The sequence below is a fragment of the Paenibacillus sp. J22P90 genome (assembly GCF_059692195.1).
The window spans coordinates 1,196,783-1,221,786 of sequence record NZ_JCAUAY010000001.1; the positions used below are offsets into that span (position 1 = coordinate 1,196,783).

General features: G+C 44.7%; 20 protein-coding genes. 9 read left to right on the plus strand and 11 right to left on the minus strand.

Translation table 11 applies throughout. The annotated features are described in order from the left end of the window. Positions 1–8: 8 nt before the first annotated feature. From AC58UX_RS04190 to AC58UX_RS04210, 5 genes are all read right to left on the minus strand, one after another. The gene (locus AC58UX_RS04190) at positions 9–1,592 is read right to left on the minus strand and encodes a response regulator (protein WP_497249830.1); all 1,584 of its coding nucleotides are present in this window, start codon (positions 1,590–1,592) and stop codon (positions 9–11) included. Next, entirely contained in the window at positions 1,573–3,345 is a 1,773-nt protein-coding gene (locus tag AC58UX_RS04195) for a sensor histidine kinase (protein ID WP_497249831.1), read from the minus strand. Before AC58UX_RS04195 ends, AC58UX_RS04190 begins: the two co-directional genes overlap by 20 nt. Positions 3,346–3,384: 39 nt before the next feature. Next, positions 3,385–4,260: a carbohydrate ABC transporter permease gene (locus AC58UX_RS04200; RefSeq protein WP_497249832.1), complete on the minus strand. Its 876-nt coding sequence runs from the start codon at positions 4,258–4,260 to the stop codon at positions 3,385–3,387. A 19-nt stretch (positions 4,261–4,279) separates the two neighbouring features. After that, positions 4,280–5,155 carry a carbohydrate ABC transporter permease gene (locus AC58UX_RS04205; protein WP_497250064.1) on the minus strand — a complete coding sequence of 292 codons (876 nt, stop codon included), beginning with the start codon at positions 5,153–5,155 and terminating at the stop codon, positions 4,280–4,282. 74 nt (positions 5,156–5,229) lie between these two features. Further along, on the minus strand, positions 5,230–6,552 hold the full coding sequence (locus tag AC58UX_RS04210; RefSeq protein ID WP_497249833.1) for an extracellular solute-binding protein: 1,323 nt from the start codon (positions 6,550–6,552) through the stop codon (positions 5,230–5,232). Between the two features lie 163 nt (positions 6,553–6,715). On the opposite strand from AC58UX_RS04210, the gene AC58UX_RS04215 reads away from it, so the two are divergent. Both AC58UX_RS04215 and AC58UX_RS04220 read left to right on the plus strand, forming a co-directional pair. Further along, positions 6,716–7,003 carry an S-layer homology domain-containing protein gene (locus AC58UX_RS04215; RefSeq protein WP_497249834.1) on the plus strand — a complete coding sequence of 96 codons (288 nt, stop codon included), beginning with the start codon at positions 6,716–6,718 and terminating at the stop codon, positions 7,001–7,003. 229 nt (positions 7,004–7,232) lie between these two features. Then, positions 7,233–9,107 carry an LTA synthase family protein gene (locus tag AC58UX_RS04220; protein ID WP_497249835.1) on the plus strand — a complete coding sequence of 625 codons (1,875 nt, stop codon included), beginning with the start codon at positions 7,233–7,235 and terminating at the stop codon, positions 9,105–9,107. A 57-nt stretch (positions 9,108–9,164) separates the two neighbouring features. On the opposite strand, the gene AC58UX_RS04225 is transcribed toward AC58UX_RS04220, so the two are convergent. From AC58UX_RS04225 to AC58UX_RS04240, 4 genes are all read right to left on the minus strand, one after another. After that, entirely contained in the window at positions 9,165–9,707 is a 543-nt protein-coding gene (locus tag AC58UX_RS04225; RefSeq protein WP_497249836.1) for a hypothetical protein, read from the minus strand. A gap of 474 nt (positions 9,708–10,181) precedes the next feature. Continuing rightward, positions 10,182–11,135, minus strand: coding sequence for an NAD-dependent epimerase/dehydratase family protein (locus AC58UX_RS04230; protein ID WP_497249837.1), 954 nt, complete (start codon positions 11,133–11,135; stop codon positions 10,182–10,184). Between the two features lie 28 nt (positions 11,136–11,163). Continuing rightward, positions 11,164–12,456, minus strand: coding sequence for a UDP-glucose dehydrogenase family protein (locus AC58UX_RS04235; RefSeq protein ID WP_497249838.1), 1,293 nt, complete (start codon positions 12,454–12,456; stop codon positions 11,164–11,166). After that, the gene (locus tag AC58UX_RS04240; protein ID WP_497249839.1) at positions 12,453–13,436 is read right to left on the minus strand and encodes a sugar phosphate nucleotidyltransferase; all 984 of its coding nucleotides are present in this window, start codon (positions 13,434–13,436) and stop codon (positions 12,453–12,455) included. Before AC58UX_RS04240 ends, AC58UX_RS04235 begins: the two co-directional genes overlap by 4 nt. Positions 13,437–13,673: 237 nt before the next feature. Here AC58UX_RS04240 and AC58UX_RS04245 point away from each other — a divergent pair, with 237 nt between their 5' ends. Beyond that, on the plus strand, positions 13,674–14,504 hold the full coding sequence (locus AC58UX_RS04245) for a hypothetical protein (RefSeq protein ID WP_497249840.1): 831 nt from the start codon (positions 13,674–13,676) through the stop codon (positions 14,502–14,504). A 229-nt stretch (positions 14,505–14,733) separates the two neighbouring features. Here the strand turns inward: AC58UX_RS04245 and AC58UX_RS04250 are convergent, their stop codons facing one another. Further along, positions 14,734–15,876, minus strand: coding sequence for a glycosyltransferase family 4 protein (locus AC58UX_RS04250; protein WP_497249841.1), 1,143 nt, complete (start codon positions 15,874–15,876; stop codon positions 14,734–14,736). A 19-nt stretch (positions 15,877–15,895) separates the two neighbouring features. Continuing rightward, positions 15,896–17,647 carry a CotS family spore coat protein gene (locus tag AC58UX_RS04255; protein WP_497249842.1) on the minus strand — a complete coding sequence of 584 codons (1,752 nt, stop codon included), beginning with the start codon at positions 17,645–17,647 and terminating at the stop codon, positions 15,896–15,898. 269 nt (positions 17,648–17,916) lie between these two features. Here AC58UX_RS04255 and AC58UX_RS04260 point away from each other — a divergent pair, with 269 nt between their 5' ends. The 6 genes from AC58UX_RS04260 (at position 17,917) to AC58UX_RS04285 (ending at position 24,972) form a co-directional block, all read left to right on the plus strand. Further along, a complete protein-coding gene (locus tag AC58UX_RS04260) occupies positions 17,917–18,363 on the plus strand; it encodes a DUF1761 domain-containing protein (RefSeq protein ID WP_497249843.1) in 447 nt (148 codons plus the stop codon). Between the two features lie 108 nt (positions 18,364–18,471). Continuing rightward, on the plus strand, positions 18,472–19,218 hold the full coding sequence (locus AC58UX_RS04265; protein ID WP_497249844.1) for a phytanoyl-CoA dioxygenase family protein: 747 nt from the start codon (positions 18,472–18,474) through the stop codon (positions 19,216–19,218). 65 nt (positions 19,219–19,283) lie between these two features. Beyond that, positions 19,284–20,117 (plus strand): AraC family transcriptional regulator, encoded by an 834-nt coding sequence (locus tag AC58UX_RS04270; RefSeq protein ID WP_497249845.1) that lies wholly within the window; start codon positions 19,284–19,286, stop codon positions 20,115–20,117. 70 nt (positions 20,118–20,187) lie between these two features. Then, positions 20,188–20,358 carry a hypothetical protein gene (locus AC58UX_RS04275; RefSeq protein WP_497249846.1) on the plus strand — a complete coding sequence of 57 codons (171 nt, stop codon included), beginning with the start codon at positions 20,188–20,190 and terminating at the stop codon, positions 20,356–20,358. A 267-nt stretch (positions 20,359–20,625) separates the two neighbouring features. Continuing rightward, on the plus strand, positions 20,626–23,373 hold the full coding sequence (locus AC58UX_RS04280) for a carbohydrate binding domain-containing protein (protein WP_497249847.1): 2,748 nt from the start codon (positions 20,626–20,628) through the stop codon (positions 23,371–23,373). Positions 23,374–23,496: 123 nt separating this feature from the next. Continuing rightward, positions 23,497–24,972: a response regulator gene (locus AC58UX_RS04285; RefSeq protein WP_497249848.1), complete on the plus strand. Its 1,476-nt coding sequence runs from the start codon at positions 23,497–23,499 to the stop codon at positions 24,970–24,972. The last annotated feature ends 32 nt before the right edge of the window (positions 24,973–25,004 follow it).

Below are 25,004 nucleotides of genomic sequence, written 5' to 3' on the forward strand. Positions count from 1 at the left end.
TGATATTTTTAAAATTTTGGAGGTGGAGCAGTGGGATGAAGAACGGCTTCCTCCCGGAATTCACTCGGTGTTTTGCCAGTGAATTTCTTGAATACTTGACTGAAATATTTGATGTCCTCAAATCCGACTGAGCTTGCCACATCGGCAATTTTGGCAGGGGATACGGTTAAAATTTCCATGGCACGATTAATTTTTTGCCGTGTCACATAGTCACCAAACGTAATGCCGGCTTCCTTTTTAAAAACCTCGCTCAAATGATTCGGATGCAGATGCACATATTTCGCAACCTGCTGCAAGCCAACATCTTTCCCCAAATTCTCGTGGATGTAGGCCATAGCTTTCTGTGTATGCGTGGCTTGACCTTCGCCAAGTCGATGGTGGTACAGCTCCATGATGGTCAAAAGGTATTGAAACAAAGCGTCCTTCAGCACGAGATCCCGCTTAACGACAAAGGCGATACTTTGATCATCGAGTGCCCCTTGACGACTTGTTGCGGTCAAAACACGCTCCAACCAACGATGTGCGGATAGGGCAGCGGAACGGACTAGCGATTCGAGAGATTCTATTGTCATATTCGGATCGCTCAGCTCAGATTGCAAATAGCGTTGAACCCAGTTCTTCAACGCGACAGAGTCATCATCCAAAAGTATGGAGGACAGCTCTAGCTCTTCCTCATGGGTGCAAACGGTTTTGCCGCCTTTGCGCCTAACAATGTCCGAATAAATAAGGATCGATTCATCGAGATGATGCTTGTAGCTAAAGGCATAATCAGCCGTGACATACGATTTGTATAAATCCGACTGCTGATGAACGACCTCGCCGATGGATATACTCACCTTGCATTTGAGCAGACGCTCGATCTTTTGCTTCGCGGAATCAGGATGATCGAAGAAGTCGGAAGCGCTAGTTTTCGGAAGCGCCACAATGATTCGCTGTCTGTAGATCAAGGTTTCACATTGCAAGATGTCGTGCAGCATGTTGTCTACAGCGAAAAGCAGCAGGTGGCCTTCGGACGATGTTTCTCCCCAGCCTTCAGCCGTCACAACGTAGGTTTGAAATTTTGGTTGATCATGCTCATAAGAAAGAAATAAGAGGGGGAGATAGTGTGGCAGCATGTCTTCATCGACAGCTGTTGTTTCCCCTTCAATAATCCAGCGTTCAAACAAGCGATTGCGAACTTCTTTGTTTTTAAAAAGATCCTGGTTGAGATGCTTCCATTTATCCTCAATGCGCTGTTTGACGTGGAGGACGGTTTTCATAATCTCTTCAGGCCGACTTGATTTCAAAAGGTAGTCGCTGACACCTTGTCGAATCGCTTGCTGTGTGTACATAAAATCATCGTACCCAGAGAGGATAATCGTCTCGATATCCGGGATGATTTCTTTCGCCTTTTGAGCTAATTCCAGACCATTCATATGCTTCATGCGAATATCCGTCAATAATATGTTCGGACGTTCCTCAGGCATGCGACGAAGTGCTTCTTCAGCCGATACGGCAGGTTTCAGCAGTTCAAGTCCGATTTCTTTCCAATTAATGACTTTGGCTAAGCCCGTCCGGATGATGACTTCGTCATCAACGATCAAGATTTTCATGACTATCCTCCAACACTGGGATCGAAAATGACACACAGGTTCCTTCATTCAATCGGCTCTCGATCTTAATTCCCGAATCAAGCCCGTAATGCAATTGCAATCGTTCGTGCACATTGCGCAGTCCGTAACTGGCATCGTTTCCTATCGTTCCCTCAGCAGGGTATAAGCTTGCGAATACCTCGTTCAACCGCTCTTCGGTCATCCCAATGCCATCATCAATCACTTTGAATTGCATCAGATTGCCCTTTTGCTCGATATAAATAGAGATTGTGCCAGGCTGTTCTTTCATTTGAATGCCATGAATCATCGCATTTTCAACGATAGGCTGCAGCAGCAATTTCAGCATGAACGCATCACTTAAACGCGCATCAACCACATAATCAACTGTAAACTCATCAGGGAATCGAATGGATTGCACTTGCACGTAATTGCGAATATGGGCAAGCTCCTGCGAAACCTTACAATACTCTTTGCCCTTATTTAAGCTGAATCGCAAGAAGTCACTCAACGCACCGACCATCTCAGCGATTCGATCTTCTTCTTTGAGCAGGGCAATCCAATGAATCGAAGACAGCGTGTTATAGAGGAAATGCGGATTGATTTGTGCCTGCAGAGCGCGCATGTCGGCTTCTTTTTTACGCGTTTCGTTGTGGATGAGCTGTTTTTTTAATTCCTCGATATGCGTGCTTAACAGATTGTAGCTACCGGCAAGCCGTCCAATTTCATCGGATGTGTAGATCGGATAATGTGGCAAGGGCTCATCGGGATTGATTTTCGTAAGCAAGCGAGTTAGTGAGCCGAGAGGTGTGGTGACTTTGCGAATCACGAAGATCGTAAGCAATACATTGGTCAAGACAGATAGGGCAACAGCAATGGCTGTTAATTGCAAAATATACCGATTCTGAGCGCTGTACAGCTTCGATGGAATAATGCCAACGATGGTCCAGTTGATCATGGGCTCCCGATAAAATAAAATGCTCTGTTGGGCGCTCCCGATTCCTGATGACCACACCCCGGAAGCATGACCTTGAATCCTAGCATGGATGCCAGGGAACAAGCTATCTGCCTCTTGGGACAGCCATCCTTTTGTTGTGGAAGACATGATTTCATTGCGATCATTCAGTAATGCGACTTGACCATAGCCATCAGCAAGGTTAGGTGTGGACCAAATGCGGGATAAGGCTTTCTCATCGATACTGATGGACAGCCAACCGAGCGTCTGGTACGTATTCATAGCGCGTAAGGGGCGTACAAAGGAAAAAACTTGACGTTTCCCTAAATAATTCTCGATATTGTATAAACCTGTCCACAGCTTTTCTGTAACTTGCCTAACATTTACCTCTTGATCCAAACTTGAGCTGTAGATCGTGGAAGTAGATAACTTTGCCGTATTGTTGCTGGGATATATCGTAATATTGGAAATATAATCCTTGGTGTATACCAGATTGGTCATCAACCCAAGGATTTGGGCTTGTGCATCCAGGTTCTCATCGGTTCTCTTCAAATACGATTGAATATCACGTTGACCGATGAGAAAGATGGACATACTTTCAACGTCCTTCAGAATAAACTCAAATTTGGCATCCATTTGCGCGAGCGAATTCATGCCGGTTTGCTGCGCCTTATCTTGGGTAATATCCGACGAAGTCGTGAAAGCGAAGATTCCCAGAAACAAGAGGGGGATTAATGTTGTTACTAGCATAATGAAGGATAGCTTACGCTGTAAGGAATAACCAAACCACTTGCGCAACACATGTCATCTCCTTACTCGTTGTCTGGATGTTGGTCGTCCTTAGCCTTTGACAGCTCCTGCGGTCATGCCTTTCATCACTTGCTCTTGGAAGGCCAAGTATACAGCGATTGTTGGAATAACAGCGATCGTCATCGCGGCGAGCGTTAAGCCGTAATCCGTTTGGTAGCCATCTGCGAAGTTGGCGATACTCAAAGGCAATGTTTTCAAGGCACTTTTGCTAATAAAAACAAGGGCGAAGGAGAAGTCATTCCAGAAATGTAAGAAGCTTAAAATAACAACCGTCGATAGTGCTGGCAAGGAGATCGGCAGCATGATGCGCCAAAATACACCCCAAAGTCGAGTTCCATCGATATAAGCTGCTTCTTCGATTTCTTTCGGTACAGAAGACAAATACGCCGTAAGAACGAAGATAGCTGTCGGTAATGCGAAGGCTGTATAAGGCAAAATGAGGGCCCAATACGTATTCAGGAGTCCGATTTGTTTCATAAGAATAAATAAAGGTACCAGTGTACTATGAATAGGAATCAGCATCCCGATTACGAAAAACGCAAGAATAATAGCTTTGAAACGAAACTTGATTCTTGCCAGCACATAAGCCGCTAGGGAGCTTAAAAACAGCGTAAGTACAAGGGAGACAAGCGATACAACGACGGAGTTAAAAAAAGCCGTACCCATTTTGGACGCCTGCCAAGAGGTGACATAATTGGAAAATTTCCAAGCCTGAGGCAATCCGAACGGATGGTTAAAGAACTCGCTATTCGTTTTAAATGAGGAAATAACGAGCCAAAATAGCGGATATAGCGTAAGAACCGCATAGAGGGTTAGGAACGTCCAGAGTGCGCCTTGTTTCACTGCACGAAACGAGAACTTTTGAGTTGTAGCTGTTGAATTTGCTTGAATGGGAACAGATGACATTGTCAGCTTCCTCCTTTCACTATACTTTGGATTTACGACTTGTTGCCCATTGGCTAATTCCAATGAAAATAAGGCTGACTAAGACGATTGTTGTCGAAATGGCACTACCGAATCCATATCGGTACGAGGAGAATGTAGAATTATACATATACGTAGCGAGCAGCTCAGTCGCGTGAGCAGGTCCGCCTTTGGTCATGACATACACGAGATCGAAAGACTTCAAGCTTCCTGAGATACATAAAATAATGGCAATTTGCACGGTGCTCCACATCATAGGCAGAGTGACTGAGAATAACTTACGTGCGCCTTCTGCGCCATCGATCTGCGTTGCATCGTGAATTTCACCAGGAATATTTTGAAAAGCGGAGATGAAAATAATGAGATATAGACCGACAAAGCTCCAAATGAGCGGAGGAGCCAGCGAGAAAATCGCAATTTTAGGATCAGACAGCCATTGCAGCTTCCAGGATGCTAAACCTAGCTTTTCTAAGAGAAGGTTTAGAATACCGATTTGCGGATGATAAATGTATTGCCAAATCATACCGATTACAACCGATGACATCACCATCGGAACGAACACAGCAGAACGAATGAAACGTTGCAACGCATTGCTTTTATGCAGCAGAATCGCAAGAATGAGTGCGACAGGGAGTTGACCAAACACAGCAACAACTAGAAAAATAAGGTTATTCTTTAAGGATGTCCAAAAAATAGGATCATGAATAATTTCTACATAGTTTTTTAAACCGATAAATTTCGCTGTGCCAATTCCTTTCCAGTCGAAGAAGCTGTAGTAGCCTGACCAGATAACCGGTACAAACACAAATAAGGCATAAACTAAAATCGCAGGCGCAAGGCTCATAATGACGAACCTGCGGACGTAAGCTGCATTCATCAATCTCACTTCCTTCATGTATGAAATTAGCCAGCCCTGCCACAAACGTGGAGGGCTGGATGTTCGATTACGTATTATTTACCTAATGAAGCAGCTTGTGAATCTTGAATTTTCTTAGCAATCGCTTCGGCGTTTCCACCCATAAGTAGCTCTTGTAGTCCGTTATTGATGACTTCAACTGCAGCAGAGCTTAATTTCGCATCATAAACTGGAGTAATTTTCGTCGTTTTCATCAGGTCGTTCAGTTCAACGAACAAAGGATTTGCTTTCGACGGATCAAGCTCGATTTTGTAGCTAACTAATGTGGAGCTGTTCAATGTTGCTTGCTGTCCATCTGGACCAGAGAGTGCGTAGAATAATTTCTGAGCGGCTTCTTTTCTTGCGCCAGTTAACTTTTTACTCACACCTAGACCTGTTCCAACAACACCAGACGTTGCTTGCGCTTCACCTTTTCCACCTGCAACCGTTGGCATTAAAGCGATATGCGTGTTGGCAAGCAAATCTTTAGGGGCGTTCTGAACGACGTCAGCCATTGCCCAACCGCCATCGATGAACATAGCTGCTTTACCTTGATAGTACAGCTGTCTCATTTGATTTTGATCGATACTGTTGAAGCCATCTTGGAATGCTTTTGCATTGCTTAGCTCTTGCAGCTTTTTCAATGCTTGAACAAATTCTGGATCTGTAAACTTCACGCCATCTTGCTTAGCAGCTTTAAGGAACCACTCGGAACCTGTCATACGATCAGCAAGTCCGCTGAAAATCGTCGATTGCACAGCCCAGTTCGCTTTGTTACCAAGCGCGATAGGGATGATTTTGTTGTCGTTGAACGTTTTTACAGCAGCCATAAGCTCATCCCATGTTTTTGGAACAGCAACGTGGTACTGATCAAGCAACGCTTTGTTGTAGTAAATAAAAGAAGTTGGGGACAAGTTCATCGGAACGGAGTAGATTTTGTTATCTACGGTATAGCCGTCAAGCGCGCCTGGAATGAAATTGTTTTTCCATTCTGGCTTGCTGTCCAAGAACTCATTGATCGGTTGAAGCAGGTTACCGCTAACGAATTCCTTCGTCATCGCATCAGGCCACATAACGAATAAGTCAGGCATTTCATTCGCTGCTGCCACTGTTTTTAGACGAGTTTTCAAACCGTCTGTTGGTAGACCTTCAATTTCCAACTCGATATCTTTATTCTGAGTTTGGAAATCATCTAGAATTTTACGCATAGCAACGGCCTTCGCATCTTGACCGGACCAGTTGTGCCAAATGGTAAGCTTTACTTTCCCGCCAGCAGCACCTTTATCCGTCGATGCAGCTTCCTCACTGCCGTTTCCGCACGCGGATACTAGCACTGTTGTTGCGAGTAAAGCTGTAGTAATTAGAGTAAGTTTTTTCATGTTCGACCTCCTGATTGATTGACTCTACTTCATTCTATGGATTTTATAAGGATTCGTAAGGTGAACAGGATAAGGACTAGGGTAGAAAATGATCGGATACCATCCATTTTTCATTAGCATATCCATTTGGAGGGTAGAATAAGGCAAGGTGGAAGCTTATGGTTTGAAAGACTGGGCCATTGAGGCCATAGAAGATTTGGCGGCCAAAGGCATCGTGAATGGCACGGAAGAACGACAGTTTAGTCCTGGTGCAGCTGTGACTCGAGCAGATTACCTTGTGCTATTAATGAGAGCGTTAGGTTTGAAGGGGAGTAGGGGGGAACCATTCAACGACGTTGAATTTGGTGATTACTATGCGGAGTCTGTAGGTGTGGCAAGAGCTTTGGGCATTGTGCAAGGAGACGAAGCGAATCAGTTCCATCCTAAGGCTTCGATTACGAGACAGGAATAAGTTTCCGGTACTCGGGAGAACAAATTCATATTGGCGATAAAAACTACCTTTAAAACGCGGTCGCTCATCCTCGAAGTACTTCGATAGAAGTTTTTCTCATTGTTGATTAGACCATCGTGCACAGCATGTCGTTCGCTATATTGCAATATTTGTAAGCAACATGCATCAGCTACATGTGTTAAAATGGGAAAATCGGCTTGAAATCAACAGGTATGAGGTGAATCCTTTTTTGCAGCAATTATCATCCTATAGAAGAAAAACATGGGGCTCCACGATTCTAAACATCCTTCGTTGGGTTGTGAGTCGCGATAAGCTCATTGTGTACACGTTTTTAGCTATTTTAGTGAAGTCACAGCTTTTACTGGCTGCCCTGCATGCGCCGGGTAATACGGGGATTAATATTGGCAAAATGTATTTTACCGTTCCGCCAGTCCTCTCTCACTTGATGTTCATTTTGTTTGTCGTTGTTATTGGACTTTTCTTTAAAAAGCGAGGCCGTCGCTATTATTTATTCTGTATTCAGGTGTTGTTTAGTTTACTATTGTTATGCGATTTAGTGTATTACAGAGCGTATGCTGCATTTCTATCGCTGAGATTCATTGCGCATCCGAACGGATTCAATCCGCTCGATTATAATCTATGGACGTTCATACGCCCATTTGATCTGTGGCTAATTATTGATCTGCTGGTACTGGCTGCGATTGGGCTTTATCAAATGAACAACAGTTCAATCCTGTCACGCAGATTCGAACGCAAAAGACAGCCAGTATTGGCAATGGTATTGATGCTGGTAGCTGCAGGCACTGTGTATGTAGAGCATTATCGCATCGATGTAAAAGATACGACTAATGGTGAAATGATGTTCTTCAATCTCAGTTGGGCGCCTTTTCAATCAATGTCAGATATGTCACCCATTGGTTATCATTTGTATGATGGTCTGCGACTATTCGGAGATGCGAAATCGATTTCGCTTAACGAGCAATCGCGCACAGAGGTGCAGGACTGGTTTAGCAAGAATGCCGAAAGTCTTCCGGATAACAGCTACAAAGGGATGTTTCAAGGGAAGAATCTAATCGTCATTCAGGTGGAATCATTGGAGAATTTCGTGATTGGTCAAAAGGTAAACGGACAAGAGATTACGCCGAACATCAATCGATTGTTGGGAAATAGCTTATATTTCCCGAATTTTTATGAGCAGGTCAACAATGGGACGAGTTCAGATAGCGATCTGCTGACGACGACATCGGTATTTCCAGTTCGGCATGGCGCGAATTTTTTTCGCTATCCGACCAATACGTACAATTCGTTGCCGAAGTTGATGGAAGGGATCGGTTATCAAACGATTTCCACACATTCCGAACCCGCGGGGAGCTGGAACTGGGTCGAGGCGCATCACAATATTGGATACCAAACGAGCTGGGATCTAACGAAGTACAAGGTGGATGATATCGTAGGACTTGGCTTGTCAGACGAGACTTACCTGAGGCAGCTTGGTGAAAAAATGACAACTGTCCAGTCTCCATTTATGCTGCATGTGATTACATTATCCAGTCATGGACCTTTCGATTTGCCTGAGAAAACAAAGGAGCTTACGCTAGAGCCAACCTTTGATAAGTCGATCATGGGCGCCTATTTCCAATCGATCCATTACACGGACAAACAAATTGGCGCGTTTTTAGATAAGCTAGATCAATCCGGCTTGTTGGATCAGACCGTTGTTGCGATTTATGGTGACCACACCGGCGTGCATAAGTACTATCAAGATCAAGTCGACGCCATGCCGGCCATGGAAAATGAAGCGTGGCGAACGCACTCGCTGCAGCTCCCGTTCATCATTTACAATAAAGGTATGCAAGGCGAGCAGATTCCCACCATCGGGGGACAGATTGACACATTACCTACGCTGGCTTATCTGATGGGTGTAGACAAAACGAAATTCAAGTCAACAGCAATGGGCAAAATTCTCGTGAACACGAATAAAAACTTCACGATTCTCAACGACGGCACGCTGATTGGCGAGCCGCGGGATGCGGAGCGGGGACAAATCCAGCGCGCGTTCCAAATCGCGGATTGGGTGCATGAGAGTGACTATTTTAAAGAATAATGAAAAGAGCTAAGCGGATGCTTAGCTCTTTTGTCATTCTATATTTCCCGCAAAACCTTACTTCACTTCAGATAATAGGAATTTGTCGTTCACATTTTTCGTCGTATACGTAACGCCGTCTTTCGTCGTGAACTTCACGAGCTCAGGCGTGTTAGCTTTATCAAAAGTAATTTCTTCTTTTTTAGTCGTCAGGATGTTGGACGTGAAATACGATTTCGTGTTCGTAAGGAACGCCTCGCCTGCTTTTTTATCTGTTACATAATGATTTGTTAACGTATCTAGCAACGAAGCATCAATGTAGCTGGATAAGAACTTCTTAGCTGCTTCTTTGTCTTTTGCAGCAACGGGGTTCACGATGAAAGCACCATCTGCTGATTTTGCTTCAGCGAAGAGGTAATCTACTTTTTCGCGAGCAATTCTAGCTGCAATGTAGCCTTTCATGTTTGTTGCGTCCTGCGATACAGCGGCGGTAGCTTGAGGAGCTGTTGATGCTGTAGCAGCTGGAGTTGGCGAAGTTGTTGAATCCTTGGAAGAACATGCCGCACCTGTTACCGCCATCGTTAATATAAGAAGCCCTGCAGCTGTTTTTTTCAATGTCATTGGGGTACACCTCATTCATTTATTGTACTGGCTTATATTGTTAAATAATCCGAATTCTATGCTAATAGGATAGCCAGCAAGATAAAAATATAAACGATCAGGTAGGGAATTGCAAACGGTAGAAAGCACCAAAGTGAACGAGAAACGTGATTTCCCTTATTAAAAGTGATGGAAACGCTTGTAATTGTGACGGTTAAAGTAGGGGCTAGGGCAGAAAATTTTCAAATACTGGATTTCTTAGCTGAAAAACGAAGGTTTTTATCCATATTTTATAAAATAAATGAGAAATGATCATCAAATGGGGCAATTTTATGACCAAATTGCGAATTTATGTAGAGCTAGTCGACAAACCCGACTAACTCGCTCTAACCAAGATCTGCAGCAACGCCTGCCAATCACCCCATGCAAAAAAACTGGATACTCCCACACACGTCCATGTGTAGAAGTTCCAGTCATTTGCCCTTAATATACGCCTTACAAATAAGGCGTCTGAGATAAATCTAAGATTTCGGCTTGCAGCCCACTGCGTAAATCGGTTTTTGGCTCATAGCCGAGCAATCGCTGTGCCTTGCTGATGTCCGCCCACGTATGACGAGGCTCTCCGGAGGCTTTGCCAAGAAATTGCCTGTCAATTTTACGCTCGAAAAGCTCCTCAAGAATGGCAATACAATCAAGGACAGAAGCGCGCTCTTTGCCGCCGATGTTAATGGTTTCGCCAATGATATTCGCAGCATGAGCCGTTGCCGCAATAGCTTCAACGCAGTCGCCAACGAAGGTAAAGTCGCGAGTTTGGAGTCCATCACCATTGATCGGTATTGGCTTATTGCTCCGAATATGCTGGATGAATCGATGAAACGCCATGTCAGGACGCTGTCTAGGACCGTACACAGTGAAGAAACGCAGCACAACGATCGGTAACTCATCCTTCGTCATATAAACCTTACAGAGCTGCTCTCCAGTCAGTTTAGTGACCCCATAAGGCGAGAGAGGCTCTGTTGTAGCGGTTTCATTCACTTGATTCGTTTTTTCGCCATATACGGAAGATGTGGATGCATAGACGATTTTGTTGACGGGGTAGATCCGGCATGCTTCCAGCAGCTTTTGGGTTGCTTCGATGTTATTGGTGACGTAGCTTTTAAAATCATCCCCCCAGCTAGAACGCACACCAGGCATCCCAGCCAAGTGATAAACGATATCTACACCCGGAAGAATCTCCGCCCATGGAGCATGCAAGAGATCCTGGTTAATGAAGGTGAATCGCGAATGAGGAAGCAAAAAACGAAGATTATATTCTCTAACAGGAACCGGCGTCGGAGATTTCTGAACAAACGCATCCAATCCGATGACTTCGTTTCGTGGGTCCTGGAGAAGTTTTTCACAAAGGTGCGATCCGATAAATCCGGCTGCGCCTGTGACGAGTATTTTCATCTATTTAACCTCCCAATCTTGGGGCAGATTATCTATTTCCGATACCAAAATAGGAATAGCCTAGCTTGGTCATTTCTTTCCCATTAAGCACATTTCTTCCATCAAAAATATAGTAATTTGCTAAATATTGTTTTAGCTGCGCCCAATCTGCGCGAATATAATCTTTCCATTCCGAACATAGGATGACTGCGTCACACTGCTGCAAGGTGGTTTCAAGTGCATCGAATTGTTGAATCGTATCGGATTGAAGTGCGGCTGGAAGCTTGGCTATGGGATCGTGTACGCGGAGGTTCGCTTGTTTCTCTTGCAATTGCTTAATGATGGAGAGAGCAGGTGCTTCACGCAAATCATCGGTATTCGGTTTAAAGGAAATGCCGAGAATCGCGATCGTTTTATCGCTGAATCCACCTATTTTTTGCTCCCACATGTTCAAAAAGTAAGAAGACTGCGAGTTGTTGACGGCAACAACTTGCTCTAGAATGCTCAGAGCCACTTGTTGTTCTCTCGCTGTGTATAAAAGAGCCATGCTGTCTTTTGGGAAACAAGACCCGCCATAACCGATCCCTGCTTTTAAGAAATGAGGGCCAATCCGCTGATCCATACCCATCCCTTTGGTGACATCGGTAATATTGACCTCCAACGATTCGCAAAGCCTTGATAATTCATTCACATAGGAAATTTTAGTTGCTAAAAATGCATTCGAAGCATACTTAATCAGTTCCGCTGTGCGTGGTGTAGTTACAAACGTAGGAGTCTGAATGCTGCCATATAGTGATTGGATGACAGCTGCGGCTTGCTCATTTTCGCTTCCTATAATAATGCGGTCTGGATTCAGCGAGTCATACAAGGCGCTGCCTTCGCGAAGGAATTCGGGGTTAGAGACGACCTCGAAGGGGTGAGGATAAGTTTGTGATTCTTTGACCCACTCGACGACTTTACGATTGGTGTCTATAGGAACTGTGCTTTTCACAGTAATTATTTTATAGTCATTCATGAAAAAGCCGATACTTTTGGCCGCTCCTCGAACAGCCTGGAGATCAGCGCTTCCATCTTTATCAGAAGGAGTACCAACGCAGATGAAAATGATGTCATTATCTTGAATGCTTTTCTCTGGGGAGAAAGTAAAACTGATTTTGCCGGATTCAAGGTGCTTTTTTAACAAGAGATCTAGCCCTGGTTCATAAAAAGATAAATTGCCCTCTGATAATGCTTGTATTTTCATCTTATCGGTATCTAATCCTGTAACCTGCCATCCGAGCTCCGCAAATACCAAGCCAGTAGTAACGCCGACGTATCCCATTCCCATGATTAAAATGTTCATTTTCCTGCCCCTCCATCTTTTTGTACAAACATCGACTGTGGACTAATAATCGAGTTCGTCATTGGATAGTGGTTAGGATTAAGAATGGCGTACTCTAACAAAATGCTGTTCTCTAACGTACAACTTTCGAGTCTTACATTGGGGCCAATCGTCACGTATGGGCCGATCACACAATTAAGTAATTCCGCACTAGGGTCGATGCATACCGGGTGGATTAACGTGGTTCCTGGGTAGTCGGTGCGAGTCGTTAGCAAGCATTCTTCCTCCAGCAGCTTCAGCATCCATCTATTTGCTTCGAGCCAGCCTTCCATCGTCCCAACATCAGAAAAATTTTTGTCTGTCATTTGATACGTCACCGAATATTGGTGATGAATGAGCCATTGAATCGCATCTGTAATTTCATATTCGCCTCTGGCTGAAGGACGGATTGCATGTACAGCTTGGAAAATACTCGGTTTAAACGCATAACTCCCCAGAACCGCAAGATCCGACTTGGGCTCTGAAGGCTTCTCTTCTAGACCAATAATGCGATCTTCATGTATTTCGGCAATACCAAATGCCTTTGGGTTCGCCACTCTTCTCAGCAGAATGGCTGCATCATGGTTCTCCTGTGTAATTGCGTTACACAAGCCATGAAGCTCTTGGGTGATCAAATTATCTCCAAGAAGCAGCACGAAGGGCTCGTTAGCCATGAAAGACTCGGCGTGTTTCACAGCGTCTGAAATCCCCAGAGGACTATTTTGAAAAATATATGTGATGTTTACATTCCACCTCTCTCCAGCACCTACATCTTCCATAAACATGGCATGAAGATTGGGCCGTATGACAATGCCGATCTCGTTGATGCCTAATTCCACTAGCTTTTCAATACCGTAATGAATTAAGGGTTTATTCGCCACTGGAAGCAGACCTTTAGGTTTAATATTGGTAAAAGGTTGGAGTCTAGTACCTATGCCTGCACAGAGAATTAATCCTTTCATAAGCTTTTACCTCCTTGTCTATGTGAAGACATTATTAATTTATGATGAAATTTATGAAATGGAAGGGCTATTCACAGGGAAAATACGCTGATATGTATACGTTTTATGGAAATCCTCTATCGGGACAAACATAATCCGCCAATCTACTCTATCAATAGCCTAAGCATGAAGTAGTAAAAATCATAGTATACAGGGAGACAACTAAGTTTCTAATTTAAGGCGAGAGGAATGATTTGGTTGGAAAGTTTAGAACAACTAATTAGCTATTTGAAAGCACATCCCGAAGTAACTGAGCTCTCATTGGAGTATGTAAATGGTGACAAAGTTAAAATTGAGTTGGCCGAAATAGCTGATTTAAAGAAAGACATTAACTGGGCAGAAGTCGATGAAGTTGAGGTAGAATTAGCTGATGGTTCCAAGGTATCGTTTGGTGGAGACGAAGAGGACGAAGACGACGAAGATGGCGAAGAAGATGGCGAAGAAGATGGCGACGATGACGAAGATGAAGAAAACGACGAAGATGGCGAAGAAGAAGGCGACGATGACGAAGATGAAGAAGACGACGATGATGACGAAGTAACCGTGTCAGCAGTAAGTGATGAAGATGATGAAGACGATGAAGACGATGAAGATGAAGACGAAGACGAAGACGAAGATGAAGATGAAGATGATGAAGACGAAGACGAAGACGAAGATGAAGATGAAGATGAAGATGAAGATGAAGATGAAGACGATGATGACGATGAAGATGAAGATGAAGACGATGATGACGATGACGATGACGACAATGAAGGTGAAGAAGAAGCGACTGTCGTTTCTACAGAAGCTGAAGAAGAATCAGACGATGATGACGATGATGACGATGATGACGATGAAGACGAAGATGAAGACGAAGACGATGATGACGATGACGACAATGAAAGTGAAGAAGAAGCGACTGTCGTTTCTACAGATGCTGAAGAAGAATCAGACGATGATGACGAAGAAGATGAAGAAGACGACGATGACGACAACGATGGCGACAACGATGAAGAAGACGACGATGATAACGATGATGAGGAAGCTTAAGGTTTAGTTAGGCTTGATTCATTTTTAGGGAAAACCTCTTACTCTTGTTAGGGCTTCTGCTAGTTTCGCAGAGGCACCATACTTGCAGAAAGAGGTTTTTCCTGCAGATCAGGAGTTAGAGGTTAACCATCTTTGTTATTCTCCTTTCTACATGGAAAATAGGCTGCCCCCAAGTAGAAATAGCTACTTGTGGGACAGCCATTTAGTCTAATTAGCAAGCTCTATGCTTTTATCGTTGTTCCCAGACGGCAAGAATTTCCTGAGCAACGCGTTCCCATGCAAAATTTTGTTCAGCCAATCGGCGCCCATTAATTCCCATTTGACGTGAATGATTCACATCAGATAACAACGAATTTAGCTTCTGTGCATACTCTCTCGGGTCTTCTGGATTATTAATGAGGACGCCGTTATTATTCTTGACGATCTCCGGATTGCCACCTCTAGCTGTTGTGAGGAATGGCAAACCAGCAGCCATAGCTTCATAGTGAACACGCGCCAAAGGCTCCTGCCAAATCGACGTACAGACAAACACATCTCCAGCACAGAACCAGCGATGCACATCTTGCGCAGGCACATAGCCAGTCGTAATGACAGGGAGCGGCGAGCGTACGGCTAAAGCTCTAACGTAGGCCACATAGTCGCTTACTGAGTTATCACTGAACCAAGCACCGCCAACAACAACGAGTACAGCGTCGGAATGGTTGATTTCAGACATAGCGCGCACTAAGACATGGGGACCTTTATTGCGAGTTAACCGACCGACAAACAGAATGACTTTTTTGTTAGAAAGATTGTGTTCAGCCCTGATGCTGTCCCTAGCGTTTCTTGCATGTTCCGACTCCATCCAAGGCGCAAAGCGGTTCAAATCAACGCCGGAGTAAACCGGTTTTATTTTAGGAGCTGCTTGCGGATAGTAATCACAGATGGCAGTTCCAATATACTGGCTGATTGTAATAATACGTTCAGTTTGTTCAACAACGGCAGTTCCCTGTATATGATCAATCTTATAGGGATTAAACATATCGTTATGCATACTTAAAATAATGCGTGAAGAAGGCGCAACCTCCCGAACTGGAAGAACCAGCAGGGGCCGATTAAATATTTGAATAATATCAAAATGTTCGGAACTGCTTTTTAGGAAATGGATGACTCCCGCCATGTAGGCTTCAAGTAAACCGTCTGAATTAACACGTACATATCGGATACCATTTACTACTTCATCGTTTGGCAGCTCAGGGTCGGTTCTTCCAAGAATCGTAATTCTGTGATGTTTACTTAGCAGCGAGGACACACCGTCAATATAGGTTTGGATAGCTCCCCCTCTAATGTTGGGGACAGGCAGCTTTTCCGTACAAATCATCAGAATGTTCACAGGTTAACAGCTTCCTTTCTCAGGCAGTCCTTTTTCTGTTTGGATTTCGCCTTTTTTTCCACGGTGGCGGTAACTTCTTATTGGCTACTGGTTGAAGTCGTTTTTTCATAGCTGGCTTCACTACACGTTTAACAGGCTTCTTCAGTCCTAGTTTGCGTTTCATTTGTTTCTTCCGAGGACGGACTAATGGCTTCACTTTTTTCTTGGAGTGCCATTTTTTGTAACCCCAAATGACTTTATAACGGGATACACGCTTCCATTTTGTGAGTCTTTTTAATTTTCTGCGTCTTAGATAACGGGTTTTCTTGATGATTCTCGTTCTTCTCAATGCGCGACGCTTCCTTGGAACTCGCAGTTTAAATCTTCTCTGACCAGGAGCTGGGAATTGAATGAGTTCAGGTATTGGAGGCACGGTAATAGCACCTGGATCTCCTACAAGAACAGGCTCTAAAACTGGTGTAGAAGGTACAGTGATGACTTCCTCCTTGGCTGCAGGCAATTCAGCAAATACAGGCGCTGTTTCAAGAGGAACTTCAACAGTAGGCATAACCGGTATAACTGGTGTAAATGGCACTTCGGTGTAAATCGGCGTAGACAATTCTCCTGGAAGTACAACAGAAGGACGCCCGGCAACTGGTTTGACGTAGTCCGACGAGTAGTCTCCCGCTGGGTAATTGGCTTTATCCTTTTCAAGCTCGGTTAAGGCTTGCCATTTACTTGTTTCTGTTGTCATGACTCTTTGAAGGACAGCTGAAAGCTCAGTATCCATAAATACTATTGGATTAAACACGATTTCTTTGACATGCTTGTAAAATTCATTCGGGAAAGCCATATCGATCCACAATATTTCGAAAGTTTCTTGATCAAGCGGATTAGCTCGATGGTAAGCTTCAATCATGCCGCGAATCCAGGTCAAGTCCCATACACCCATATCATCCATGGTGCTTGTGATCAATTTACGTAGATCGCGGATAGGCAGATCATAGGAAACGCCGTCTAAGTCGATAACCCAAATTCCGCCGGGACCCATTTGGCCGTTCGACCAACCGAAGTCCTGATGGGCAAGTCCCCAGTGGGGTTCACCTTTGGCTACCATGGCGCTGTAGGGGGAATTTTGGAAGCGAGTATACATATCGTTGGCTTGGCGCTTGAATTCATCAATGACGGCAAGTAAGCTTGCGCTTGCTGCAGTATCCGAATAGGCGAGCGCGATGTCTTGAAACCAGCCGATTTTGGCCATAATTTTTTCATAATATTTGCCCCAGCCGTAGATGCGTGAGGATTTCTCCGAACCGCTTGGAGGGACATAGCCTTTGGAGTTTTTGTGAAACTCACCTAAGCCATAGCAGAGCTGTGAAGCGCCTTCTAAGTCGACTTTCGATACGGGCACCAGAGGCTCGATCCAGTCGGTAACAATCCATAGTTTACCGCCTGCTTCAACGTAGAAATTACCTTCTTTGGTCGGAATAAATGACGGAACCCGATGACCTAAACCAGACATGTAAGCTTGAGCGCCAACACTGAAAAGACTTCTTCTAGGCCGTCTGTGCAAACATTTAATACTGAGATTGCCCTTGCTTGTGCCGATCTTCCAAATTGCTCCGCCTTTATCGGGCTTAGAGGTAATCAAGATCATATCATTGACCTGCATGTCGTAGTGTCCCATGACTTCTCGCGCCAGATTTTCTAGCGCAGGAGGTACATACATGTTAGCTACAACTCCTGGATCCAAAACATCGTTAATCCAGGGAACGATTTGATAATTTTCCACCACCATCACTCCATCACGTATTTTAAAGTGAATTGTACGTTCTAAGCACTTACGACTGCTGGGAATAACTATTGTGATCCTAATTCTATGCATATGTCATTAGGTGAGAGCTTGATATGTACAAGAGTGGAACTTCATGAAAAACGATTAGACTTTTGCATACTTTTGACAGAAAGTCGGAATTGACATGCAACCAAATGGTTGTATATAATGAAAAACGAAACCAAAAGGTTTCGTAAAATTAGATAGGCGAGAAGAGGAGATTAGACATGTTATTCGATTCAATTAACTACTGGGCCGTGTTGGTTACTGGCGTTTTATCCTTGGTTTTAGGCTTTCTATGGATGGCCGTCATATGGGCAAAGCCTTATCAGAGGGACATGTACGGCAAAAGGGACGGCGTGCAGCTTAACGTAAGTAAAGCAGATAAGATTCAATCTTTTGTCATTTATATTCTCGTATCCTTCGTTACTTCTATTGCCTTTGCGATATGTTTAGAGCTTTGGAAGGCTGGCGGGCAAGCATTTGCATATGATGGAGAACGTCTATCCAATGCCTTCTGGTTTACGATGCTGCTCGCCGCAGGTTATACACTCCCATTCACAATTGGCAAAAAGGTATGGCAGTTCAAAAGCTGGCTTGTAGTGGCAGTTGATACCTCCTATGAGATCGTTCGTTTTACAATGCTGCTGCTTGTATTCTGGTTCTGGACATAAATCATCTGAAGATACGCTAACTTCTTCTAAGCTTATGATAAGCCTTCGAAACCTACTCCGAGGTATAGTAAATGTGTAGCAAGGAATACACTTCCAGGAGGGGTCAAGATGAGTAAATTAACTAGTAAGTTAACACAAGAAGATGTGGCATTTTATAAGAAGAATGGGTACTTTCTATACGATAAGCAGTTATTCTCCGCTGAGAAGCTGGCTGAGCTAACAGAGATTTTTGAGGATCAGCTGAAGCAAAAAGGAAGCAAGCTGTCTGACGAGCTAGACACACCGCATTTTCGTGAGGATCGCTTGCTGCAATTCCTACTCTCGGATGAAGTGTTGGATCTGGTTGAGCCAATAATCGGCCCTAATATCGGACTTTGGTCCTCACACTTTATTTGCAAGGATCCGTTTGTTGGCCGAGCAACGCCGTGGCATGAGGATTCTGCTTATTGGAAAGGCCGCGTCAGCAATTTCGATAACATCATTACCGTATGGCTCGCGATCGACAACAGCACGAAGGAAAATGGCTGTATGCAAGTCATTCCAGGCACGCACAGCAACGGATTTTCTGAATACGAGAGTGTAGACGGTGCGAAGAATCTTTTCAACACGCAAATCAAAAACATCGACACCTCTACTGCCGTTCATTTTGAACTGCAAAGAGGGCAATGCTCCCTGCATGATTCGCGCATTATTCATGGTGCGGATCCGAACAAAAGCGAGTTCCGTCGCTGCGGCTATACAATGCGTTATTTCTCAACGGATACCAAAGTTTTTGCAGAGAAAAATCCAAACTTCAAAGTATGGTTGGCTCGCGGCAAAGATTTAGCTGGAAATAAATATGCAAATGTAGAGTAGCAGGAATTCAGCTTCGTTCGTGGAAATCTTAGGATAAACGAAATAAGCGGAGAGAAGGAACGCGGATGAAAAAACAGCCAGTGAGACTAACGAATGAACAATTTATTCATCCTGCTTCCTCCTTTCAAATTTACTTCCAACATATTGATACGCATCATGCGCTGCATTGGCATGAGTTCTATGAGCTTTGCTTTGTGATTCGAGGCAGGGGCATGAATATTGTGAATGGCGCTCCGCATGAGCTGAGCAAGGGAAGCTTGTTTCTGTTGACTCCTGCGGATTTTCATGAAATCTATTCGTATCCTGATGAGCAAATGGACTTGTACAATCTAGTATTTGATGAAGAACTGCTTGATCAGGAAATGCGAGAGTTCATGTTTGGGCAAGTTGCGGAATATATGGTTGATCTGAAAGAGGCTCATTATGAGGTTATTGAGTCAGAGTTTCAATTAATACGTGATGAGGTTCAATCGAAGAGGCCAGGTCATCATCTTTTGATCAAAGGGGCATTCGAGCGAATCCTGCTGATCTTATTTCGTACCTATCATGAAGATCAGCCTCAGCCGGAGTCGCATGAAGCGGCAGCACATCCCCTATCTTTGCAGAGAGCGCTCGTGTATATTCATCATCATTTCCGTGAGACGCTGCGGTTGGAGGATGCGGCCAAGCAGGCTGGGCTGGCGCCTAATTATTTTAGTCTTGTTTTCCATAAAATGACGGGCATATCGTTCCAAATCTATTTGCAAGGATTGCGTCTTCAATTTGCCAAGTCACTCCTGCAGGCTTCGGATATTCCAATTACTGAAATCTGCTTCGCTTCGGGCTTCAATACCTTAACCCATTTCGAGAGAGCGTTCAAACAGAAATTCGGCAGCTCTCCGAGAACGTTCCGTTCCTAGTTGAGGTGTGGGATTATATTTAAATGTGTATAATAGAGTTATCTGATTTACAAAAAGGGGACGACTTCTCATGATTACTTGCCAATCTTGTTCCAAACGAACAGAGCTCCAGAAGCAGCGTTGTACGCACTGCGGGGCTACGTTATCCTATACGGTAGCAGAGAAATTTGATATGATGGCCGAATTGGTGGAACAAGCGCTGAAGCAGGAGCTTGAAGCGAGAAGAAGGTTGAAGCATTAGAGGTTCGGGACAGCTCCATTCGTTCGCATGCCAGCTCAAGTTAAGGTGATCACGTCATCTTAGCTTGAGCTTTTTCTTGTTCAGAGGGGAAAAAAATTTACCGTAGATTCCAGTTTAAAGTCAAGTTTTTGATACTCAGTCCAATTCAATCGCTGAACGAAAGTCGTATACTTAGTTTGTAGGCGCTTACAGCGCTTCCAAAATAAGATGACTGGGGTGATAGTGATGTACGCAGATCGAATGAACAACAGGAGTAGGTTGACCATCATGTCTTGGATTTTACCTTTGCTGCTGCTATGGGGAACCCTCTACATGCCGCCAGCGGCAGAAGCTGCTGTGACTGGCTATGTGACACGATCAGGCAATCAGCTGCAATTAGACGGCCAGCCCTTTCGATTCAGCTCAGCGAATATTTATTGGCTAGGCTTGGATGAAAATGTGCCAACGAATGGGACGATCGACTTTCCAACGAGTTTCCGTGTGGATAATGCGTTGGCTACAGCGAAAGAAATGGGAGCAACTGTTGTTCGATCGCATTTAGTGAACTCGTTTGGCTGCACGAAATGTATTATGCCGACGCTTGGCAATTATAATGAGGAAGCTTGGCAGAAGGTGGATTATGCCATTAAAGCCGCAGGTGATCAAGGCATTCGACTGATCCTGCCGGTCATCGATATGTATAATTACTACCATGGCGGCAAGAAAACATGGACCAAATGGTACGGATACCCGGATGACGGTGTTATCTATACGGGCTATGAATTTTTTAGCGATGCCAATATTATTACGGCGTTTAAGCAGCATTTAAATGTCATGTTAAATCGCGTAAATACGTATACTGGCGTAGCCTATAAGAATGACCCGACCATTCTTGCATGGGAGACGGGGAATGAGTTGGGCTGGTACGACAATCCGACACAATTGAAAAATTGGACGCAACAAATTGCTGACTATCTGAAGCAGCAGGATACGCATCACTTGGTAGCAGATGGTAATTATGGAATTGCAGATGCTCATTTAACCATTTCGAGTATTGATATGTATTCGGACCACTTCTATACGTGGGGAAATAAAGGTTTGTCCGTTTCGGTCCTGCAGACGCAAGCCAATAAAGTGAGAAATGCTGGCAAGGTGATGTTCGTCGGCGAGTATGATTGGAAGAGCGAGCAGTTTGGTACACTGGCAGCTTTCCATACGGCCATCGAGAACGATAGTGTCATCGCAGGCGACATGTACTGGGCGTTATTTGGCCATAACGATAACTATGGGTATGTCCAGCATCCGGATGGCTACACGGTCCACTATCCCGGTGATACGACTTTCATGCGCACACAAGCACAACAAATGCGGAATCATGCTTACAAAATGAGAGGCATTACCACGCCTCCTGCGCATGGGATTCCAGGTGCGCCGTTAATTACTTCCTCCACGACATCCGGTGGTAAATATGTGCTGAGCTGGCGCGGTTCCGTGCCTTCGGATAAATACACCGTGGAACGTTCAACAGCAGGTGCTAGCGGTCCTTGGACAGTTGCATGTAATCAATGTGTGACCGATAATCAAACACCTTGGACCGATTCAGGTTCAACGGCAGGTGCTGCAACTTGGTACAGAATCAAAGGTCACAATTTGTCTGGCACAGCGGGAGCCTATTCAACGGTGTACGCGATTTCTGGCACGCAGCTGCAAGCGCCCGGCAGCTTTACCCAATCTGCTCCTGCGAGCGGAGCAACGAGTGTGAATGTGACGCCGACGTTTACTTGGGGCGCAGCCGCTAACGCAGCTTCCTACTCAATTGTCGTTGCAGACAATACGTCATTTACAAGTCCTGTCATCAATGTGAGCGGACTGACCGGCACTAGCTACACGTCTTCCAGTGTGTTAGCGAACAATAAAACGTACTATTGGCGGGTAACAGCTGTTAACAGCACGGGCTCTACGAATGCAACCAATGGAGGCATTTCTTTCACGACGGTGGCACTTGCTGCACCGACCACAACGGTTGATAATTTCGATAGCTATGCTTCGGATGCTGCTCTTCAATCCGCCTATGTGAGAAATGCTAGCGGGAACACGTTCACCATGACGCGGGAAGCGACGACGAAGGATGCTGGTGCATATGGTGCCAAAATCGTTTACTCGATTTCGTCAGCCACTACGTATGCAGGTGCGGTTCATACGCTAGGGAATGCGAATTGGACCGGCAATACAAGCCTGAATCTATGGGTGAAGCCAGATGGTTCGAATCGCACGCTAACCATTCAATTTAAAGAAACGAATGGCGAGTTATGGGAAACGTACTACACGTTGGCAGGGACTACCGCAACAACACTGTCCATTCCATTCACAAGCTTCCAGCACCCAGGTTGGTATAGTGGCGGCAACGGCGTAGTCGACTTAGGTTCAATTGCTGAGAGTAACTTGTATATTAACAAAGGTTCAGGCGCAGATGGCAGCAGCACGATCTATGTGGATTCCATCAGTCTAGGCAATGGCACGACGCCTCCGCCGCCAACAACGGTTGTTATCGATAATTTTGAAGGCTATGGCGGTTCCAACCCGAGTGTGCTTGCGGCTTATGTGCGGAACACAGACGGAAATGCGATTACACCAACACTAGACGGGACGAATAAATCACAAGGTTCGTATGGTTTGAAGCTTGCTTATACGATGGGAACGCCTACTTTTGCTGGGGTTGTGCATGCGATCAGTCAGAACTGGTCAGGTAAAACTGGCATTCAGTTGTGGCTCAAGCCAGATGGATCGAACCGCACATTAACGGTTCAGTTCAAAGAGCCAAACGGCGAACCATGGGAAGCTACCTATACGCTTTCTAGCACAACAAGCGGAACGATTCAATTGCCGTTCACTGCCTTCCAACATCCTCCATGGTACTCAGGGGGGAATGGCACGAAGGATTTGGGCTCAATCTCCGAATTTAACCTCTATGTAAATCAAGGTTCAGGCGGAACAGGCAGCAGCACGATCTATGTGGACGATATCCAAGCTTATTAAGCCTCAGCGTGTGATCACAACCGAAGCCGTCATGCGGAAAATCCGTATGATGGCTTTTACCTATATGATAGAATGAATGGGACCAGAGTTAAATTCTGGAATGCTTCTAAGGGTGGGATGACCATGATCCGCATCATTATTGTTGAAGATGAGAAGCCGATTCGAATGGGCATGGTAAGTATGATCGAAAGTATGGAACTGAATGTCAGCGTTCTTGGATCGTTCGGTAATGGGTTAGAGGCGTTGCAGTTCCTGACCAAACAAGCTGTAGATGTTATCATTACAGATATTTCCATGCCAAAAATGGATGGCTTGGAGCTTTCCGAGCATGTCCGAGCGCATTATCCGGAAACGAATATCGTCATTTTGAGCGGATACAATCAGTTTGATTACGTACGAAATGCACTGCGGTCTGGTGTTAGTGATTATTTAGTCAAACCCGTTAATAAGAAAGAGCTTCATCAGGTTATCAAGAAACTGACGGATCAAACGTTACAGGAGAGATTACGGAGGGGACAAACGACCGATCTTTTGTTGAAAAGCTATCTAGCAGGCGATCTAAAAATGGATCAGCTGGAACTGCTTTGGGACACCTTCTCCACGTATAGCGGCCGGGCAATTCCTTGTGTATTTATTGTGTGTAAAACAAGGACTATCGCTGCTGTAACAAGTTTTCCAGATAGCATAGCATGCAAACTTACACCTCATCTTGAGCTGCTGATAATTTTTGGTGTTACGAATATGAAAAGAATTGAGCAAGTTTTAGGAGGAGGCGAAGCTGCGCTGCTTGGCGTCTCCTCCGTTGTTTCTTCTATCGAGGATTGGCCGAGGGGGTTCTCTGAAGCGATTTCCGCGCTTTGTATGCATTGGCATCGTGAGGGCAAGATGGGCTTGATCACCTATGAGGAGCCCAGTTACCATCGTTCAGAAATCGCAGTCATGGTATCTCTGATTGATGCCCTGTTACAGAATTCTGCCAAGTGGATGGACCAAGCTGAGCTTTCCAAATTAAAAAGTCAGTTATACCGGCGAGCGAAGCGAATCCAGATTCACTGGGCGGATTTGTGTCGTGTGCTTGGCTATCTCTTATATCAACTGCGCATGCGTATTTCCGATGCAACCAATCGGTCACAGGGCTCTGATGCGGATTCGAACGATTTTGAGCTACAGTTATGCGAGCATGCTGCCTTGCAAGACGTGTTAGATGATATTTTTAACAGAATGGAAAGGATGCTAGCTGACATGGAGATGGAGCCCGGCGCCTACGAACGCAAGGTTGTAGGTACGGTCAAAAAGATCATCGATCAAGCTTACAGTCGCGAGATTGAATTATCAAAGTTGGCTAATCAAGTGTATTTGACAGCTAATTATGTTAGCTTTCTTTTCCGCAAGGAAACAGGGATGACCATTACCGACTACATTATTGATCTTCGTGTATCGAAAGCCAAGGAACTTCTCCTTAACCAATTAGAACTGAAAACGTATGAGGTTGGGCAAGCGGTAGGCTATCCCGATGCAGCTTACTTCAATCGCCTATTTAAAAAGGTTGTCGGCACCACGCCTCGCATGTACAGAGAACAAACGCAAATAACAATATAGCCCAATAAAATGCCAAGCCAGTACATTTCATC

Excerpts from the sequence above, each read along its gene's own strand:
- AC58UX_RS04275 (WP_497249846.1), top strand. The coding sequence starts at position 20,188 with ATGATTACTTGCCAATCTTGTTCCAAACGAACAGAGCTCCAGAAGCAG.
- AC58UX_RS04230 (WP_497249837.1), bottom strand. The coding sequence starts at position 11,135 with ATGAAAATACTCGTCACAGGCGCAGCCGGATTTATCGGATCGCACCTT.
- AC58UX_RS04210 (WP_497249833.1), bottom strand. The coding sequence starts at position 6,552 with ATGAAAAAACTTACTCTAATTACTACAGCTTTACTCGCAACAACAGTG.
- AC58UX_RS04260 (WP_497249843.1), top strand. The coding sequence starts at position 17,917 with ATGTTATTCGATTCAATTAACTACTGGGCCGTGTTGGTTACTGGCGTT.
- AC58UX_RS04285 (WP_497249848.1), top strand. The coding sequence starts at position 23,497 with ATGATCCGCATCATTATTGTTGAAGATGAGAAGCCGATTCGAATGGGC.
- AC58UX_RS04270 (WP_497249845.1), top strand. The coding sequence starts at position 19,284 with ATGAAAAAACAGCCAGTGAGACTAACGAATGAACAATTTATTCATCCT.
- AC58UX_RS04235 (WP_497249838.1), bottom strand. The coding sequence starts at position 12,456 with ATGAACATTTTAATCATGGGAATGGGATACGTCGGCGTTACTACTGGC.
- AC58UX_RS04190 (WP_497249830.1), bottom strand. The coding sequence starts at position 1,592 with ATGAAAATCTTGATCGTTGATGACGAAGTCATCATCCGGACGGGCTTA.
- AC58UX_RS04265 (WP_497249844.1), top strand. The coding sequence starts at position 18,472 with ATGAGTAAATTAACTAGTAAGTTAACACAAGAAGATGTGGCATTTTAT.
- AC58UX_RS04240 (WP_497249839.1), bottom strand. The coding sequence starts at position 13,436 with ATGAAAGGATTAATTCTCTGTGCAGGCATAGGTACTAGACTCCAACCT.
- AC58UX_RS04225 (WP_497249836.1), bottom strand. The coding sequence starts at position 9,707 with ATGACATTGAAAAAAACAGCTGCAGGGCTTCTTATATTAACGATGGCG.
- AC58UX_RS04200 (WP_497249832.1), bottom strand. The coding sequence starts at position 4,260 with ATGTCATCTGTTCCCATTCAAGCAAATTCAACAGCTACAACTCAAAAG.
- AC58UX_RS04280 (WP_497249847.1), top strand. The coding sequence starts at position 20,626 with ATGTCTTGGATTTTACCTTTGCTGCTGCTATGGGGAACCCTCTACATG.
- AC58UX_RS04205 (WP_497250064.1), bottom strand. The coding sequence starts at position 5,155 with ATGAATGCAGCTTACGTCCGCAGGTTCGTCATTATGAGCCTTGCGCCT.